The organism is Flavobacterium piscis, assembly GCF_001686925.1.
In the GTDB taxonomy this organism is placed as follows: domain Bacteria; phylum Bacteroidota; class Bacteroidia; order Flavobacteriales; family Flavobacteriaceae; genus Flavobacterium; species Flavobacterium piscis.
In genome coordinates this window covers 294,272-310,360 of record NZ_LVEN01000027.1, presented here as the reverse complement: position 1 = coordinate 310,360, position 16,089 = coordinate 294,272, and the positions used below count along the sequence as shown (strand labels likewise).

The 16,089-nt window shown below is 36.0% G+C and carries 10 protein-coding genes; 8 read left to right on the top strand and 2 right to left on the bottom strand.

Annotation, left to right across the window (positions count from 1 at the left end):
• The first annotated feature begins 4 nt into the window (after nt 1–4).
• From FLP_RS11875 to FLP_RS11855, 5 genes are all read left to right on the top strand, one after another.
• Entirely contained in the window at nt 5–355 is a 351-nt protein-coding gene (locus FLP_RS11875; protein ID WP_065449720.1) for a hypothetical protein, read from the top strand.
• A 448-nt stretch (nt 356–803) separates the two neighbouring features.
• Nucleotides 804–1,499 (top strand): ABC transporter ATP-binding protein, encoded by a 696-nt coding sequence (locus tag FLP_RS11870; protein ID WP_065449719.1) that lies wholly within the window; start codon nt 804–806, stop codon nt 1,497–1,499.
• A gap of 30 nt (nt 1,500–1,529) precedes the next feature.
• Entirely contained in the window at nt 1,530–3,824 is a 2,295-nt protein-coding gene (locus tag FLP_RS11865) for a TonB-dependent siderophore receptor (RefSeq protein WP_065449718.1), read from the top strand.
• A 5-nt stretch (nt 3,825–3,829) separates the two neighbouring features.
• The gene (locus FLP_RS11860; RefSeq protein WP_065449717.1) at nt 3,830–5,281 is read left to right on the top strand and encodes an ABC transporter permease; all 1,452 of its coding nucleotides are present in this window, start codon (nt 3,830–3,832) and stop codon (nt 5,279–5,281) included.
• Between the two features lies 1 nt (nt 5,282).
• Entirely contained in the window at nt 5,283–6,629 is a 1,347-nt protein-coding gene (locus FLP_RS11855) for a DUF3526 domain-containing protein (RefSeq protein ID WP_065449716.1), read from the top strand.
• 161 nt (nt 6,630–6,790) lie between these two features.
• Here FLP_RS11855 and FLP_RS11850 read toward each other — a convergent pair whose 3' ends face one another.
• Nucleotides 6,791–8,719: a glycoside hydrolase family 97 protein gene (locus FLP_RS11850; RefSeq protein WP_065449715.1), complete on the bottom strand. Its 1,929-nt coding sequence runs from the start codon at nt 8,717–8,719 to the stop codon at nt 6,791–6,793.
• A 255-nt stretch (nt 8,720–8,974) separates the two neighbouring features.
• On the bottom strand, nt 8,975–10,015 hold the full coding sequence (locus FLP_RS11845; RefSeq protein WP_065449714.1) for an aldose epimerase family protein: 1,041 nt from the start codon (nt 10,013–10,015) through the stop codon (nt 8,975–8,977).
• A 137-nt stretch (nt 10,016–10,152) separates the two neighbouring features.
• Here FLP_RS11845 and FLP_RS11840 point away from each other — a divergent pair, with 137 nt between their 5' ends.
• The 3 genes from FLP_RS11840 to FLP_RS11830 all read left to right on the top strand — a co-directional run bounded on the left by FLP_RS11840 (nt 10,153) and on the right by FLP_RS11830 (nt 15,929).
• Nucleotides 10,153–11,061, top strand: a complete 909-nt coding sequence (locus tag FLP_RS11840) for an AraC family transcriptional regulator (protein ID WP_065449713.1) — start codon at nt 10,153–10,155, stop codon at nt 11,059–11,061.
• 128 nt (nt 11,062–11,189) lie between these two features.
• Entirely contained in the window at nt 11,190–12,599 is a 1,410-nt protein-coding gene (locus FLP_RS11835) for a sugar porter family MFS transporter (protein ID WP_065449712.1), read from the top strand.
• An 18-nt stretch (nt 12,600–12,617) separates the two neighbouring features.
• A complete protein-coding gene (locus tag FLP_RS11830) occupies nt 12,618–15,929 on the top strand; it encodes a tetratricopeptide repeat protein (RefSeq protein ID WP_065449711.1) in 3,312 nt (1,103 codons plus the stop codon).
• Nucleotides 15,930–16,089 lie beyond the last annotated feature (160 nt).

The following is a 16,089-nucleotide window of genomic DNA, read 5'->3' as shown; positions in this document are numbered from 1 at the left end:
AAGAATGAAAAAGAAAATTGTCTTAATTAATCTTTTTATGTCTTTGACTGTATTGTTCGCAATGCTGTTTCAGACTGTGCATTCTTATGAACATATTTACAAGCAACTAACAGAAAAACCTTGTGATCATCAATATGTTGAAGGACAAAAACAAATCACCCACAGTCACACTGTAGATGGCAATTGTCACATTTGTCATTTTGCTTTTAGCACATTTATTCCCAACACATTTCAATCCTTATCTTTTCAAAAGGTAAATACCCAAACTTGTTGTGTATTCTTTTATACAAAAGTGGCTTCAACCTTCTTTAAAGGCAGTCTTTTTGCCCTTAGAGCGCCTCCTGCCCTAATCTAGTTTACTACATTTTATTCGAAAAATTAAGAATGCTTCCTACGGATCAACACACATTTGAACTTTAGAAATGAAGTATTTAAAGTGAGAAAGAATTCAATATTATCTTTTATTATTTCAATAATAGCCTAAAATTTTAATCTTGGGATAAGTTATTGGCAATGAAATCTCATATTGAAAAATGTCATATTGAAATGTCATAATAAATGCGCCCCAACGGTTGAAACCGTTGGTTATGTTTTTTTACTTTATTAACATTAGCTGATCATTCTTATTTAAAAATACTAATATTTCTTTCTACAGAAACCGTAATAAACTATCCCTATCCTCACAATCAAAACTGTGACTGCGACTCTCAATAACTGCGACTGAGACTGAGACTGAGACTGAAAACTGCGACTGAGACTACAACTAAAAAACAAAATTAAATCATTCCAAATACATAAAAACTATGCTTATAGCTGAAAACCTGACCAAGAAATATGGCCAACATACTGCTTTGAATAAATTGAATTTAACCATTAAAGAAGGTGAAATCTTTGCACTTTTAGGTCAGAATGGTGCCGGAAAAACGACTACAATTAATCTCTTTCTTGGTTTTATTGAGCCAACAGAAGGAGAATTGAAAATCAACAATATCTCGGTTATAGAAAATGCTCAGGAAACCAAAAAATATGTTGCATATATTCCTGAAACCGTAATGCTGTATCCTAATCTTACCGGTTTAGAAAACCTGAAATTCTTCTCGTCTCTTGCCGGATTTAAATATTCTACAGGCGAACTGACTTATTTCCTGACTAAAGCGGGCTTACAAGTCACAGCTCACGAACAAAACCTTGGCGGATATTCTAAAGGTATGCGTCAAAAAGTAGGTATTGCCATTGCCATTGCAAAAAAAGCAAAAGTATTGCTGCTGGATGAACCTACAAGCGGATTAGATCCAAAGGCTTCAAACGAATTTTCGCAAATCCTGAAAGAACTTTCTGCAGACGGAACGGCAATTTTGATGGCTACACACGATATTTTCAGAGCCAGGGAAGTTGCTTCTCATATTGGGATCATGAAACAAGGCAATCTGGTAACAGTTATTGAAGCCGATAAAATATCGGCAAATGAACTGGAAGACTTGTATTTACAAACGGTATAAAAAAGGAAGTATAATTTCCATTAACATAAAATGAAACATATATATCCTTTTATATTTTTAATCATTGGTACTCACTGCGTACAATCTCAAATCATTAACAAAAAAACCAAAGACAGCATTGCACCAGACTCTGTAAAAGTGGCCAGAAATGAATTGCAAACAGTTGAAATCGTTGGTCGTTCATCAAAAAAATACAATAGTGATTATTCGTTTGCTGCCACAAAAACTGCGGCTTTAAACAAAGATATTCCGCAATCAATATCGACAATTACCAAAGAATTAATCGCTGACAAAGGTGCTTTTTATCTTGCCGATGCCGTGAAGATGGCCAGCGGCGTGATTCCGGCGAGTTATTACAATCAATATACAATTCGCGGTATCAGCCAAAATGAAGAAGGACAGATCATCAACGGAATGCGAACCCGTCAATATTACTTTTTACAGCCTTTAACTACCAATATCGAACGTGTTGAAGTGATTAAAGGTCCGTCGAGTGCCACATTTTCCTCTGTAGATCCGGGCGGAAGCATCAATTTAGTGACTAAAAAACCTTTATCTATCGATCGAAAAGAAGTGAGTCTGAGTGTAGGGAGTTTTAGTACTTTTCGCGGAAGCTTAGATTTTACGGGGCCTCTTAACGAATCTAAAACACTTTTGTACCGAGTAAACGGAGCGTATCAGGAAGCCAAATCCTTTCGTGATTTAGTGAATAATAAGTCGTTTTTGATTTCTCCGTCTTTCAGTTATATCCCAAATGAAAAAACGGCGATTAATACTGAATTGATATTGAGTGACATGACTGGAATTCTCGATCGTGGTCAGCCTATTTTTGGTGCGGTTGCGGGAGTTACGAATTTAAATAAAACACCAATTAGTTTAAATCTGGGCGCTCCCAGCGATTTTTTCAAGTCGAAAGAAATGATTTTTACGACAAGTTTCGCTCATAAATTCAGTTCTAAAATAGGTTTTAATGCCCAATACATGAAACAATCCTGGACAGAAGATCTTCAGGAACACAGAACGACAAACGGTTTTGCAGTTGATATGAACAATCAGCCGGTAACCAGTCTGGCCATGATGCAATTTGTACAACGCCAGCAATATTGGGATATCGATAATTTGAGTGCGTATTTTAATTTCGATCTAAAAACCGGAAAAATCAAACATAAACTATTGGCTGGATACGATTTAAGTTCCTGGAATAAAACCAAAGGCGGCGGACAAAATGCAGCAAGAGGTTATGTACTAAAAGACGGAACTGTAGCGGGTACTTTTGTTCCGGCAAACGCTGCCAATTATCAAACGACGACGATTGATGGTGTCATTTTACCAAAACCCAATGTCAATTATTTCAATTTGAATAATCCAACGTATACTATTACGAGCGCAGATGATTATACGCTAAATGTTCGAACAGCGCTGCCATCTGCATTGACTACTACAAATGCCATTTATATTCAGGATCAGATTCAGTGGGAGAAATTTACTTTTTTACTGGGTTTGAGAAACGAATGGTTTGAAGACATTACCAATTATGAATCCAACAATGAATTGACGGTTAAAAAGTCGGCTTTATTGCCTCGTGTGGGTGTTACTTATGCTATTAACAACGAAATTAATGTTTACACAACTTATCTTGAAGGTTATCAGCCACAATCGAATACCGTGACTTTGATGCCTCAAACGGGGTCTTTACCTGCCGGAAGTTTGTTTGATCCGCTTGAAAGTAATTTGAAAGAAGTAGGTTTAAAAGCGACTTTCTTCAATAATTCGATGAGTTTTAATGCAGCAGTTTACGAGATCAATCAGCGTAATATTCTGATGAATGCTAATAATCCGGCCAATCCCGATTTACTGGTCACCAGAGGTGCTGAAAGAAGCCGTGGTTTCGAGTGTGATCTGGCAGGTTATATCACGGCCGACTGGCAAATAAATGCTTCGTACAGTTATATCGATGCCAAAATTACAAACGATCGCGATGCTTCGTTAATTGGTGCACGAAAACAAAATACGCCAAAAAACAGCGCCAATTTATGGACACGTTATAATTTCAATTCCGATTCGGGTTTGAAGGATTTAGGAATTGGTTTTGGCATGCAATACCAGAGCAGCAAAGTGCCGTGGTTTACAAGAGCTTTTACACTTCCTGATTTTACCGTTTTTGATGCCGCTGTTTACTACAAACCCAACAAAAGCAATATGCAAATTGCGCTTAATGCGGGTAACGTATTCAATAAAACATATTGGTTAGGTGCTCAGAATTACCTGAGATTATTTCCCGGTGCTCCCAGAAATTTTAGCCTGACTGTAACTTATAAATTTTAATTGGTATGAAATCATTATACATAGAAATTTTAATCGCCAAACATTTAAAGAACTCCGTTTTTAAGAATACGGCAGTTTTTATTATTACCCTTTTTATTGGGATCATTTTACTTTATGCTGCGTTTTCAGGTTGGGAAAATTATAGCAATCAAAACGAAACCAGCGAAAAATACCAACACGAATCCAGAGAAGACTGGTTGAAAAATCCGGACAAAAACCCGCATCGAATGGCACATTACGGGAATTTTGCCTTCAGAAAAAGTACACCCTTAAGTGTTTTTGAATTTGGAATGGAGCCGTTTTTCGGGAATGCTATTTTTCTCGAAGCGCACAAACAAAATACTGCCAATTTCTCTGAAGCAGGATTTTCGAACAGTATGCTTCGATTTGGAGAAATAAGTATTGCCATGGTTTTGCAAATTTTATTGCCTTTATTGATCTTTTTCTTAGGTTTTAATGCGGTCGCCGCCGAAAGAGAAGACGGAACTTTAAAATTGCTTTTAAGTCAGGGAATTAGCTGGAAACAATTACTAAGAGGTAAAATACTCGGAATTGCAGGCGTGATCATGATTCTTTTCGTTCCCACAATTATTGTATTGGTTTTGATCTGGTTATTACTTCAGAATTTTAGCATTTCTGCAGATGAAACCATCAAAATGCTGTTGTTTATTTTGTTTCATTTTGTTTATCTGATCTTCTTTTGCATCATTGCCGTTTTAGTTTCTGCATCAAGCAAAACATCAAAAAAAGCATTGATTTCATTGATCGGGATTTGGCTGGTTTTTACCATTATTCTACCAAGAACCACTCAGGCAATTGGGGCTTATATTTTTGAAGCACCATCTAAAATCCAGTTTCAGAGTGATATCGAAAAAGACATCCTTACACAAGGAGACAGCCATAATCCGAATGATTTGCATTATAAAGCCATTAAGGATTCTCTTTTAAGCGTTTACAAAGTCGATTCGGTACAAAAACTTCCTTTCAATTATTCCGGATTTATTATGACCGAAGGCGAAAAAATAAGCTCCAGAATATACAATCAGCATTTAGAAAAATTACTTGAAGTGTATAAAAAGCAAAATAGTTTTTCTAAAACCGTTTCTTTTTTAAATCCCTATATCGCGATAAAAAACGTATCGATGGGATTATCGAATACAGATTACGATTCGTATATCGATTTTCAAAAACAAGCCGAGGATTATCGCTACAATATGGCGCAAAAAATGAATGGTTTGCAGGTAAAATACATCAGTAATAAAAAACCTGGCCCTAATGACAAACCTTTAACAATCAACAAAGAACATTGGGCTGATGTGGCCGAATTTCACTATGAACCAAAAGGAATTCTGGAGGTTTTAAAATCCGAAATTTTTTCTTTTATTTCTATAATTCTCTGGATAATAATGCTTTTTGTTTTGATTCGAATTGCAGCTAAAAACCTTAAAGCCATTTAATATGTTAGCATTACTTTTTAAAAATTTCATACGATCTAAAGGAACCAAAATTGGACTGGTTTTCCTTTTAGTAATTTGTTTTATAAGCCTTTTGATTGGTCAGCAATTTCAGCAAAAGCAACAAAATAATATCAAAGAAGCGGCACTTTATCAAAAAGAACATATTGCCCGAAATGCTGCTTTTCATAAAGACGAAATGGGGCTTCTGCTCTATTACATCAAATTTTCGCTGGTTAATGCAACTTTGCCCGTTAATAGTCTGGCTATTGGTCAGCGAGATGTAAATCCGTCGATACAAAGTGTGACGATTCGTGGTTTAGAAGGTCAGAAATACGATTCGGAACTTAACAACCCTAATAATCTTTTGTCCGGAAATATCGATTTTAGCTTTGTTTTGATTTATCTTTTTCCGCTTTTAATCATTGCCTTTTCTTATAATCTGGTTTCAGAGGAAAAAGAAAGCGGCACCTGGAAAATTGTGGCTACTCAAAGCCAAAACACTTTTTTCTACATTCTGAAATTGTTTTATATCCGAATTTTAAGTCTGATTGCACTACTAACGATTGTGCTTTTTATAGCCATTCTGTTTTTGAATATTCCTTTAAACCAGTCACTTTTTACATTTTACGGGCTCGGAATTCTGTACATTCTTTTTTGGTTTGCAATTAGCTTTTTCATTGTTTCCTTACAAAAGAATTCCAACTTTAATGCGGTTATTTTATTAACAATTTGGTTGTTTTTGATTATTATTTTACCAGCCGTAATCAATACTTATATTGTCAATAAATTTCCAATTCCCGAAGCTCTGGAACTAACGGTAAAACAACGAAATGCCTATCATGAAAAATGGGATATGGATAAAAAAATAACGATGGATAAATTCTACAATCATTATCCGCAATTTAAAACTTATCCTTTGCCGGATAAGGAATTCAGCTGGCTTTGGTATTACGCCATGCAACAAGCCGGCGATGATGATTCGGCGAAACAATCTCAGGAATTAGAGCATAAATTACAGCAACGCAATAAAGCGAGTCAGCTTATAGCGCAATTTATTCCTACCTTGCATACGCAGCTTCAACTGAACGAAATTGCCCAATCTGACTTAGGAAATCAGCTTTTATTTTTGAAAGAAACAAAGCAGTTTCATGAAAGAATGCGTTTGTATTTTTATCCAAAAATCTTTGATAATGCAGAGGTTAGCAAAGAAAACTGGTCTAAATTTAAAGTTAAAACGTTTCATGATCCGTCAGAAATCAGTTTTGCCAAAGCCTTTTTGCCTTTACTATTTTTCAATTTATTGTTGATTGGTTTTGGATGGAGGAATTTTAACCGCAGGGTATTTTAACCGTAAAGTTTTTTTACCGCAAAGTGCGCAAGGTTTTTACACAAAGTTCGCAAAGCTATTTCTACATATAGCTTTGCGAACTTTGCGTTTTATAAAATCCTGCTTAGCAAAAAACTTTGCGTGCTTTGCGGCTAAATATCCCAACAATTAAAAAAGTCGTATTACTTTATAAACTGAATAATAAATCCGCCTTTTGGAGCTAAATTATATTGCCATTTTGAAGTTAAAGGATATGTTTCAACTTTAAAATCCATTAAAGGATCTTTTCCTTCAGAGATAATTCTGAATTTCGAAAAACCTTTACCGTATTTTTTAAGATCTATTGAAATTGGCTCTGCTGCATTTGTACCATTTATCCCCACTATGTAAGAAAGATTGTCTTTTTGGCGTGATAAAACGATTGCTTTACCCGGATCTGCAATTATACATTCTGTTTTATCCCAAGTTGCAGGCATCTCTTTCAATAAATTCTTGAGCGCATCAGGAAGTGAATTAAAAACTTCTTCCGAATCGGCAAAATGAATAACACCCGAGGTATAAATCATCGCCATTGCAAGTTCGTGTGTTGCAGTATTTAAACGTGTATATTTTCTAAAAGTTAACGCAAACGGTGTATAATCAGCTGGTCCGGCTACGTTTCTTGTAAAAGGCAATACTGTATTTTGTTCTGCTGCTTTTTCTGGAAATCTTGGCTCATAAAAATAACTTTCGGTTCCTAAAATAGCTTCTGCCGTTACAAAATTAGGCCATGTTCTGTGCCAGCCTCTTGGTATTGTTGTACCGTGTAAATTTACCAATAAATGTTCTTTGGCGGCATCTTCAAAAACGCCTTGCAGCGCTGCCATAACCTCTTGACGATCTGAGCACCAAAAATCTATTTTAACACCTTTTACACCCATTTGAGCCAATTCTTTGAACCTGTTTTTTCTTTTTTGCGAATCAAAATATTCTGCCGAATATCCCCAAACCAAAGGCTGAACTCCTTTTGACAAAGCATAATCAATAATTTTTCCTTCTTTATTGGCCTTTTCCCATCCGGCATCAAAAAGTGTATATCTGAATCCAAACGAAGCCGAAACATCCGTAAACTTATTATACATTTCAGGCGTAAAATCTTCAGGATGTGACCACCAAGACCAAGCTGCTTTTCCCGGTACAATCCAGGAAGTATCTTCAATTTTAGAGGCCGGAGCCAAATCTGTAATCATCGTCGACAATAAAATATCACCAGCTTTATCACCAATCATAATCACTCTCCAAGGCATTGTCCATGGTAAATTTGATTCGGGATATGCCTCCTTATCCGGTAAAGGCAGGGTAAATTTTTCGTCTTTTTTAGCAAATCCTATGCTGTAAATTCCATTCTTAGCATCTGGTAATAAATGACAGCCCGGAAATGTGCCATCTGCTCCTGACTCTGCAATCAGCACCCAGTTTTTAGTACCATTTACATTAAAAAGCGCCGGCATACACCAACCTACAGATTCATTTCGCGCACCACTTATTGGATCGCCTGACTTTACATTAACATAAAAATCTTCATAACCCGGCGTATAATCTCCTGCTTTATTATACGGTTGAAGCCAGCCTTTTGCATTTTGCTCGATATGAAATCCTGTAATTTCATTGGTAACCACTCTTTTTTGATCTTCCTTTTCAGTAAACTTATATCGAAAAGCAACGCCTTCTGCGCCGGCAATTAAATCTATTGTCATTAAAGCGCCTTGGTTGTTTTTGAATGTTATGCTTTTGCTTTTAAAAACATGATCTGCCACTTTATTATTGGCTACTTTAAGCTCATACTTTTCACGCTTTTCTTCGACAGGTGAAACTTTTACAACTGATAAACCAGATGTAAAATCATTGTTCTCGAAAGTCAAACCAAGCGGAGAATCTAAAATTATCGTTTTATCCTTGCGGGTAACTTTATAAGACAGCTTTCCTCCTTCGGCTAAAGACAATTCAATTTTATTTAGATTGTCTTTTGACTTCAGAGAAAGTCCTTCATTTTGTGCTTTAACGCTGACCTGTGCAAAAAATAGTGCAGGTATCAGCAAACTTAAAGAGCGATGAATAAAATTTTTTTTCATTTATATAGTTTTTAAAGATTAGTTTGTAAAGTCTTATTAGTTTGTAAAGTCTTATTGGTTTGTAAAGTTTTTTTTCGCCACGAATTCACGAATTACTTTTTGCAAATCGTCGCAAAAAAAAACGTGAACATTGTTTTACGTTAAGTTTTTTTAGCCACAAATTGCACAAATTTTCACAAATTAATTCGTGCTGATTCGTGGAATTACTTCGTCCGTTCGCTCTTTCAGGCTCGGGTCGTGGCAGAAAAAAATCTTTTAATCTGTGGCATATTTTGGAATCATAACATCAAAAGCATATGTAATCGTTTCATTATAAATCTGTCCTGCTTTGAATATGGTATTGGGGAAATTGGCATGATTAGGACTATCCGGATAATATTGGCATTCTAAACAAAGTCCGTCAAATGGTTTGTATTTTTTTGAATGTTCTCCAATTGTCGCGCTGTTTAAATAATCTCCGGTATACAATTGCACGCCTGGATATGAGGTATAAACGCGCATTAGTCTTCCTGATTTTTCTTCGAATAATTCGCAGACCGCATTTTCATTGGCCGAAATTCTATCAAAAACATAATAGATATTCAATCCGTTATTTTGCATTACATCAGTTAGTTTATAATTAAAAAACAAATAATCATCAGCGGGAATTATTTTTCCTGTCGGAATATAATTCGGAGTACTTTCGAGAATTTTAGTCGACTGAATATTCAGTTTATGATTGTGTATTTTTTCGGCGCAGGCCGATAAATTAAAATAGGAATGATTGGTAAAATTGAGCGGTGTTGGTTCATCGGCTACAGCCAAAAATTCAATTTTAAGTTCGTTTTTATCCGTCCATTTATAAATGATTTTTGTGCTTACATTTCCAGGAAAACCGCCTTCTTCATTTTTGCTTTCTAAAGAAAAAACCACCGAATCTTCGTTTACAATAAAATCAAATATCTTGTTATTAAATCCTGCCGAACCGCTATGATTATTGTTTTTACCGTCATTTTTATCGAGATGAAAAGTTTTATTTTCGATAGAAAACTCGGCATTATTGATTCTGTTGGCAAAACGCCCAACTGTTGCTCCTATATAAGAGGTATCTTGTAAATATCCTTCTAAAGTTGAAAATCCTAAAACTACATTTTCTTTCTTTCCATTTTTACCCGGCACTACTATGGACTTTACTACGGCACCATAATTAAGCAGTTCAACGGAATTTCCTTGAACATTGGTTAGTTTGAATTTAAAGATTTCTTTGCCCTCACAAACTCCAAAAGGTTCGTGTACAATCTTATTATTAGGATTCATATTGATTAAAAAAAGAGATTGAAAACATCATTGTTATTCTAATGTTTCAAATGTAATTCTGATTATTTGCATCAAAATGGACATTTTTTCTAAAAACATGGATTAAATTACGATATTTGAAAAATAGTCTCATCAAAATGAAGAATTCAGCACAAAAGGAAAAAACAAAAGTTAAAGAAGGTTTTTTAGGACAGCGTATGATTGTGATTCCTAAAAACATACTTTCAGAAATTAAGCAAAATGCACTTATTGCCAGTTTGTATTTTACTGATATTGGCGTTTTCCCCAATGCAAGCCACCATTCGATCAAACGAAAACATGGAAGCAAACAATATATCCTGATTTATTGTTACAAAGGTGAAGGCATTATTAGTAAAGAAAATAAAACCATAACCCTTAAGGCGAATACCTTTTATATAATACCTCCCGAAGTGGCACATGATTATTATGCTTTAAAGCAAAATCCGTGGAGCATTTACTGGATTCATTTTACCGGACCGCAAGCACCGCATTTCTATCAAAAATTCATCACCGAATTTCCGGACACAGCGCCCCAATTATCGCTGGAAGAAAGACGAATTGAACTTTTTGAAAATATTCTGGACGTTATGGAAGACGGTTACAGCGCCAGCAATCTCGAATATGCCAATCTCTCGTTATGGCAATTATTGAATGCCTTTTTATATGAGCGATTTTTCATCAAAAAAAACAGGATCTTTTCAGAGGATAATACTATTGAGTCTGCCATTGATTACATGAAAAAACATCTTGATCTATCTTTAAAAATCAATGATGTGGCGGCTTATTTCAACTATTCATCTTCTCACTTTTTTACCTTGTTCAAGAAGCAAACTGGTTACTCTCCTATACATTATTTCAATTACTTAAAAATGCAAAAAGCCTGTCAGTATCTTAGTTTTACCACTATGAGCATAAAGGAAATAAGCTTTGCTTTGGGGTTTAATGATCCGTTGTATTTCTCTCGTTTATTCAAAAAAATAATGAGTACTTCGCCCATACAATATCGCACCGAATACAAGCAGTAGCGCAATTGTTTTCGTATTTTAGGATAAAGCACAAAAAAATCGTATTATAGTCCATCTATTCAAAAAAAATATCCATAAATCAAAGGTTCCCATTCTGCTAATTTTACAAAAGCTATTAAAACCTTTTTATGAAAAATTATAATTATACCTTTTTACTATCAATTAGCCTTGTCGCAGCATTGGGTGGTTTACTCTTTGGTTACGACTGGGTTGTAATAGGTGGTGCAAAACCATTTTACGAAATTTATTTTGGCATTTCAGATTCTCCGGCTTTACAAGGCTGGGCAATGAGTAGTGCACTTGTGGGCTGTGTTGCCGGTGCAGCCGTTGCAGGAAAACTGGCAGACTCTTACGGTAGACGCCCAATGTTGATCGCTGCCGCAGTATTATTCTCTATATCGGCGATTGGAACTGGGGCTTCAGAAACCTTTACGATCTTTATTATCTGGAGAATTATTGGCGGTGTCGGAATTGGGATTGCATCGACAATTTCACCTTTATATATTGCCGAAATTGCGCCACAAGAAACCCGAGGACTTTTTGTATCGATCAATCAACTTACCGTCGTTATTGGTATTCTTGCCGCGCAAATTACCAATATGTTAATCACCGAAGTTATTCCGGCTGGTTATACGCACGCTGAGATTCTGGCTTCCTGGAACGGACAAACGGGTTGGAGATGGATGTTTTGGGCAGGATTTTTTCCGGCAGTTTTATTCTTCATCTTAATGTTTTTAATTCCGGAAAGTCCGAGATATTTGGCTAAAAAAGGAAATTATGATTCGGCAGAAAATACACTTACCAAAATTGGCGGTTTGGCTTACGCCAAAGAAGCTTCGGTAAAAATAAAAGAAACGTTCTCTCATGAAACAGAGAAAACCGATTTCAGAATGCTATTGGACAAAAAAGCATTGCCCATACTTGTAATTGGGATCGTATTAGCTGCTTTTCAACAATGGTGCGGGATCAATATCATCTTTAACTATGCTCAGGAAATCTTTGTTTCGGCTGGTTACAGCATCAATGATTTGTTTATGAATATTGTCATTACCGGAAGTATCAACCTGATTTTTACGTTGGTTGCCATGGGAACTGTAGACAAAATTGGCCGTAAAAAGTTAATGCTTTTTGGTTCCGGCGCACTTGCCGTAATCTATGCTTTATTGGGTTATTTTTATTATACGAATGTTACTGGTTTCCCTTTATTATTACTGGTATTACTGGCGATTGCAATCTACGCCATGTCCCTCGCTCCTATTACCTGGGTGATTTTATCTGAAATTTTCCCTAACCGAATTAGAGGTGTTGCGATGTCTGTAGCCACATTTGCGCTATGGATCGCCTCTGCACTTTTAGTACAAACCTTCCCTATTTTCAACGAATATCTGGGCACATCAGGCACTTTCTGGTTGTACGGTATTATCTGTGCCTTAGGATTTGTGTTTGTATTTAGAAAACTTCCTGAAACCAAAAACAAAAGTCTCGAAGAGATTGAAGAACTGATGGTTTCTGATAAAAAATCAAAGAATATTCTATAATTTAAATTTCATTACATCATGCAAAAAGTAAATGTTTGGAAGGAAAAAATAATCCTGCCAACCTATGAGGTGGGCAAACCTGAAAAAAATCCTGTATTTATTGAGAAAAGAGTGTATCAGGGAAGTAACGGATCTGTATATCCTTATCCGGTTATTGAAAAAATAGCAGACGAAAAAATCGACAAAGAATATCAAGCCGTTTATCTTGAAAATGAGTTCGTTAAAATAATGATCCTGCCTGAACTTGGCGGGCGCGTTCATATGGCGTATGATAAAACCAAAGAACGTCATTTTGTATATTACAATCAGGTGGTGAAACCGGCTTTGGTTGGACTTACCGGTCCGTGGATTTCTGGCGGAATCGAATTTAACTGGCCACAACACCACAGACCAACGACTTTTGATCCTGTTGATTTTACAATTGAAGAACACGAAGACGGCAGCGCAACCGTTTGGTGCAGCGAAGTCGAACGTATGTTCAGAACCAAAGGTATGGCGGGTTTCAGGTTGTATCCTGACAAAGCTTATCTGGAAATTAAAGCGCAATTGTATAACAGAACATCGTTTCCGCAAACGTTTTTATGGTGGGCCAATCCTGCTGTTAAGGTAAATGATGATTATCAGTCGGTTTTTCCGCCGGACGTAAATGCTGTTTTTGATCATGGTAAACGTGATGTTTCGTCTTTCCCAATTGCGAAAGGAACCTATTATAAAGTCGATTATTCGCCGGGAACTGATATTTCCCGCTATAAAAACATTCCGGTTCCAACGTCGTATATGGCGATTGCATCCAAATATAATTTTGTGGGAGGCTACGAAAATGATTCTAAAGGCGGATTATTGCACGTAGCCAATCACCATGTTTCTCCGGGAAAAAAACAATGGACTTGGGGTCACGGCGATTTTGGTCGTGCCTGGGATCGCAATCTTACCGATGAAGATGGGCCGTATATCGAATTGATGTGTGGCGTTTACACCGATAATCAACCCGATTTTACCTGGATTATGCCGGGTGAACAAAAAGATTTTACGCAGTATTTTATGCCGTATCGTGATTTAGGTATTGTAAAAAATGCGACCAAAAATGCAATGGTAAATCTGGAAAGTATCGAAAACAATTTAGTCATAAAAGCGTATACAACTGGCGTTTATCCGAATACCACGGTTACTTTAAAGAATAATGAAACTGTTTTATTCCAAAAACAATATGATGCTTCACCTTACAATTCATTTGAAGAAACGATTGATTTTGAGAATACTTCTTTAGAAGGATTATCGATTTCTGTAACTGATGCTGATGATAAAGTTTTGGTAGATTGGATTTATGAAGGACAAAATGAAGACGAAATTCCTGAAGCTGCAAAACCAGCTCTAGCTCCCGAAGAGATCGAAAACAACGAACAATTGTTCCTGACAGCACAACATTTAGAACAATACAGACACGCCACTTACAGTCCGATTCCGTATTATAAAGAAGCCATAAAACGTGATGCAGGAGATATTCGCTCGAATAATGCAATGGGATTGTGGTTAATGCGAAGAGCAAAATTTGCAGAAGCGGAACCTTATTTTAGAGCGGCTATTAAAACATTGACACAACGAAATCCAAATCCGTATGAAGGTGAAGCTTATTTTAATTTAGGATTGTGCCTTAAATATCAGAATAAAAACCAGGAAGCTTACGATGCGTTCTACAAATCAACGTGGAATGCGGCCTGGCAAAATCAAGGCTATTTTTATGTAGCGCAATTGGATGCTTTAAACGATGATTATGAATTGGCATTAACACACATTAAAAAAGCGATTTCTAAAAATACCGAAGATCATAAAGCGCTGCATTTGCAAGTTGCCTTTCTTAGAAAGTTAAATCAAAAAGAAAAAGCGCTTCAATTGGCGAATACTTATTTAGAAAATGATTGTTTCAATTTTGGATTGCTTTACGAGAAATACCTTTTAAGCAATGACAAAAAAGAGCTGAAATATTTCAACTCATTGATCAGAAATAATATTCATACGTATATAGAATATGCTTTAGATTACGCCGCGGCAGGTTTATATAAGGAAGCTGTAAATTTATTATCTGAAGGTTTAAAAGACGAAGAAACGTATCCAATGGCGTGGTATTATGCGGGTTCTTTCTATGAAAAATTAAATGATTTCGGTCAAGCCGAAGAATGCTTCAAAATGGCTTCTAAAGCAAAACCGGACTATTGTTTCCCTAACCAGATTGAAGCTGCATTGGTACTTCAAAATGTAATTCAGAAGCAAACCAATGATGCAAAAGCGTTGTATTTTTTAGGCAACTTTTGGTACGCTTCAAAATTCTATGACGATGCTATTGCTTGTTGGGAAGAATCTGTCGCTATAGATGATCGTTTCCCAACGGTGCACCGTAATTTGGCTTTGGCGTATTATAACAAACTAGAAAACGAACAAAAGGCACTTTCTAGTTTAGAAAAAGCATTTTCATTAGATGTAGAAGATTCCAGAATTTTAATGGAATTAGACCAGTTGTACAAACGTTTGAACAGGGATTTGGTTTTTAGATTGGCTTTCTTAGAAAAACATTTAGAATTGGTAATTCAGCGTGATGATGTTTACTTAGAAAGAGTGGCCTTATACAACCTTTTAGGAAAACACGACAAAGCGCTAACCTTATTACAAAACCGAATTTTCCATCCGTGGGAAGGCGGCGAAGGAAAAGTAAGCGGACAATATCTGGTTGCTTTAACCGAAATTGCTAAACAACAAATCTCCGAAGGAAATTACGATAAAGCCATTGAACTTTTGGAACAAGCACAAACGTATCCTGATAATTTAGGTGAAGGAAAATTACCTGGCGCTCAGGAAAATGATATTCATTATTGGTTGGGTGTTGCTTTTGAGAAAAAGAATAATCCGGAAGAAGCCAAAAACTGGTGGAACAAAGCAACTCAGGGCTTAGAAGAACCAACGGCAGCGATTTTCTATAACGATCAGCAACCGGATAAAATTTTCTATCAGGGCTGGGCTTTCTTAAAATTAAACCAACAATCTGAAGCTGATAAACGTTTTGAAAAATTAGTCGCTTACGCTAAAAAACACCTCAACGATCATGTTACAATAGATTATTTTGCAGTTTCACTTCCGGATCTTATGATTTGGGAAGACGATTTAGATAAACGCAACAAAATTCACTGTTTGTATATGCAGGGATTAGGACTTTTAGGTTTGGATAAAAAAGCGGAAGCTGAGCAAGTTTTTGAAAGTGTTTTATCTGAAGAAAAAAGTCATTCAGGAGTTACGATTCATTTGTCTTTATTGAGGAATGAAGAATCCGTTTCTGTTTAAGTTAGTAGTTTAAATATTAGATCTGACAGGTTTTGAAAACCTCTCAGGTCTTTGGAAACAAAAAAGGTTTGATGATTAATTTCATCAAACCTTTTTTTATTGTCATAATCTTGTCATTCTCAGAATAGAATATGGTACGCGGATTATACGGATTCGCTTC

Excerpts from the sequence above, each read along its gene's own strand:
- FLP_RS11870 (WP_065449719.1), top strand. The coding sequence starts at position 804 with ATGCTTATAGCTGAAAACCTGACCAAGAAATATGGCCAACATACTGCT.
- FLP_RS11840 (WP_065449713.1), top strand. The coding sequence starts at position 10,153 with ATGAAGAATTCAGCACAAAAGGAAAAAACAAAAGTTAAAGAAGGTTTT.
- FLP_RS11835 (WP_065449712.1), top strand. The coding sequence starts at position 11,190 with ATGAAAAATTATAATTATACCTTTTTACTATCAATTAGCCTTGTCGCA.
- FLP_RS11865 (WP_065449718.1), top strand. The coding sequence starts at position 1,530 with ATGAAACATATATATCCTTTTATATTTTTAATCATTGGTACTCACTGC.
- FLP_RS11860 (WP_065449717.1), top strand. The coding sequence starts at position 3,830 with ATGAAATCATTATACATAGAAATTTTAATCGCCAAACATTTAAAGAAC.
- FLP_RS11850 (WP_065449715.1), bottom strand. The coding sequence starts at position 8,719 with ATGAAAAAAAATTTTATTCATCGCTCTTTAAGTTTGCTGATACCTGCA.
- FLP_RS11855 (WP_065449716.1), top strand. The coding sequence starts at position 5,283 with ATGTTAGCATTACTTTTTAAAAATTTCATACGATCTAAAGGAACCAAA.
- FLP_RS11845 (WP_065449714.1), bottom strand. The coding sequence starts at position 10,015 with ATGAATCCTAATAATAAGATTGTACACGAACCTTTTGGAGTTTGTGAG.
- FLP_RS11830 (WP_065449711.1), top strand. The coding sequence starts at position 12,618 with ATGCAAAAAGTAAATGTTTGGAAGGAAAAAATAATCCTGCCAACCTAT.
- FLP_RS11875 (WP_065449720.1), top strand. The coding sequence starts at position 5 with ATGAAAAAGAAAATTGTCTTAATTAATCTTTTTATGTCTTTGACTGTA.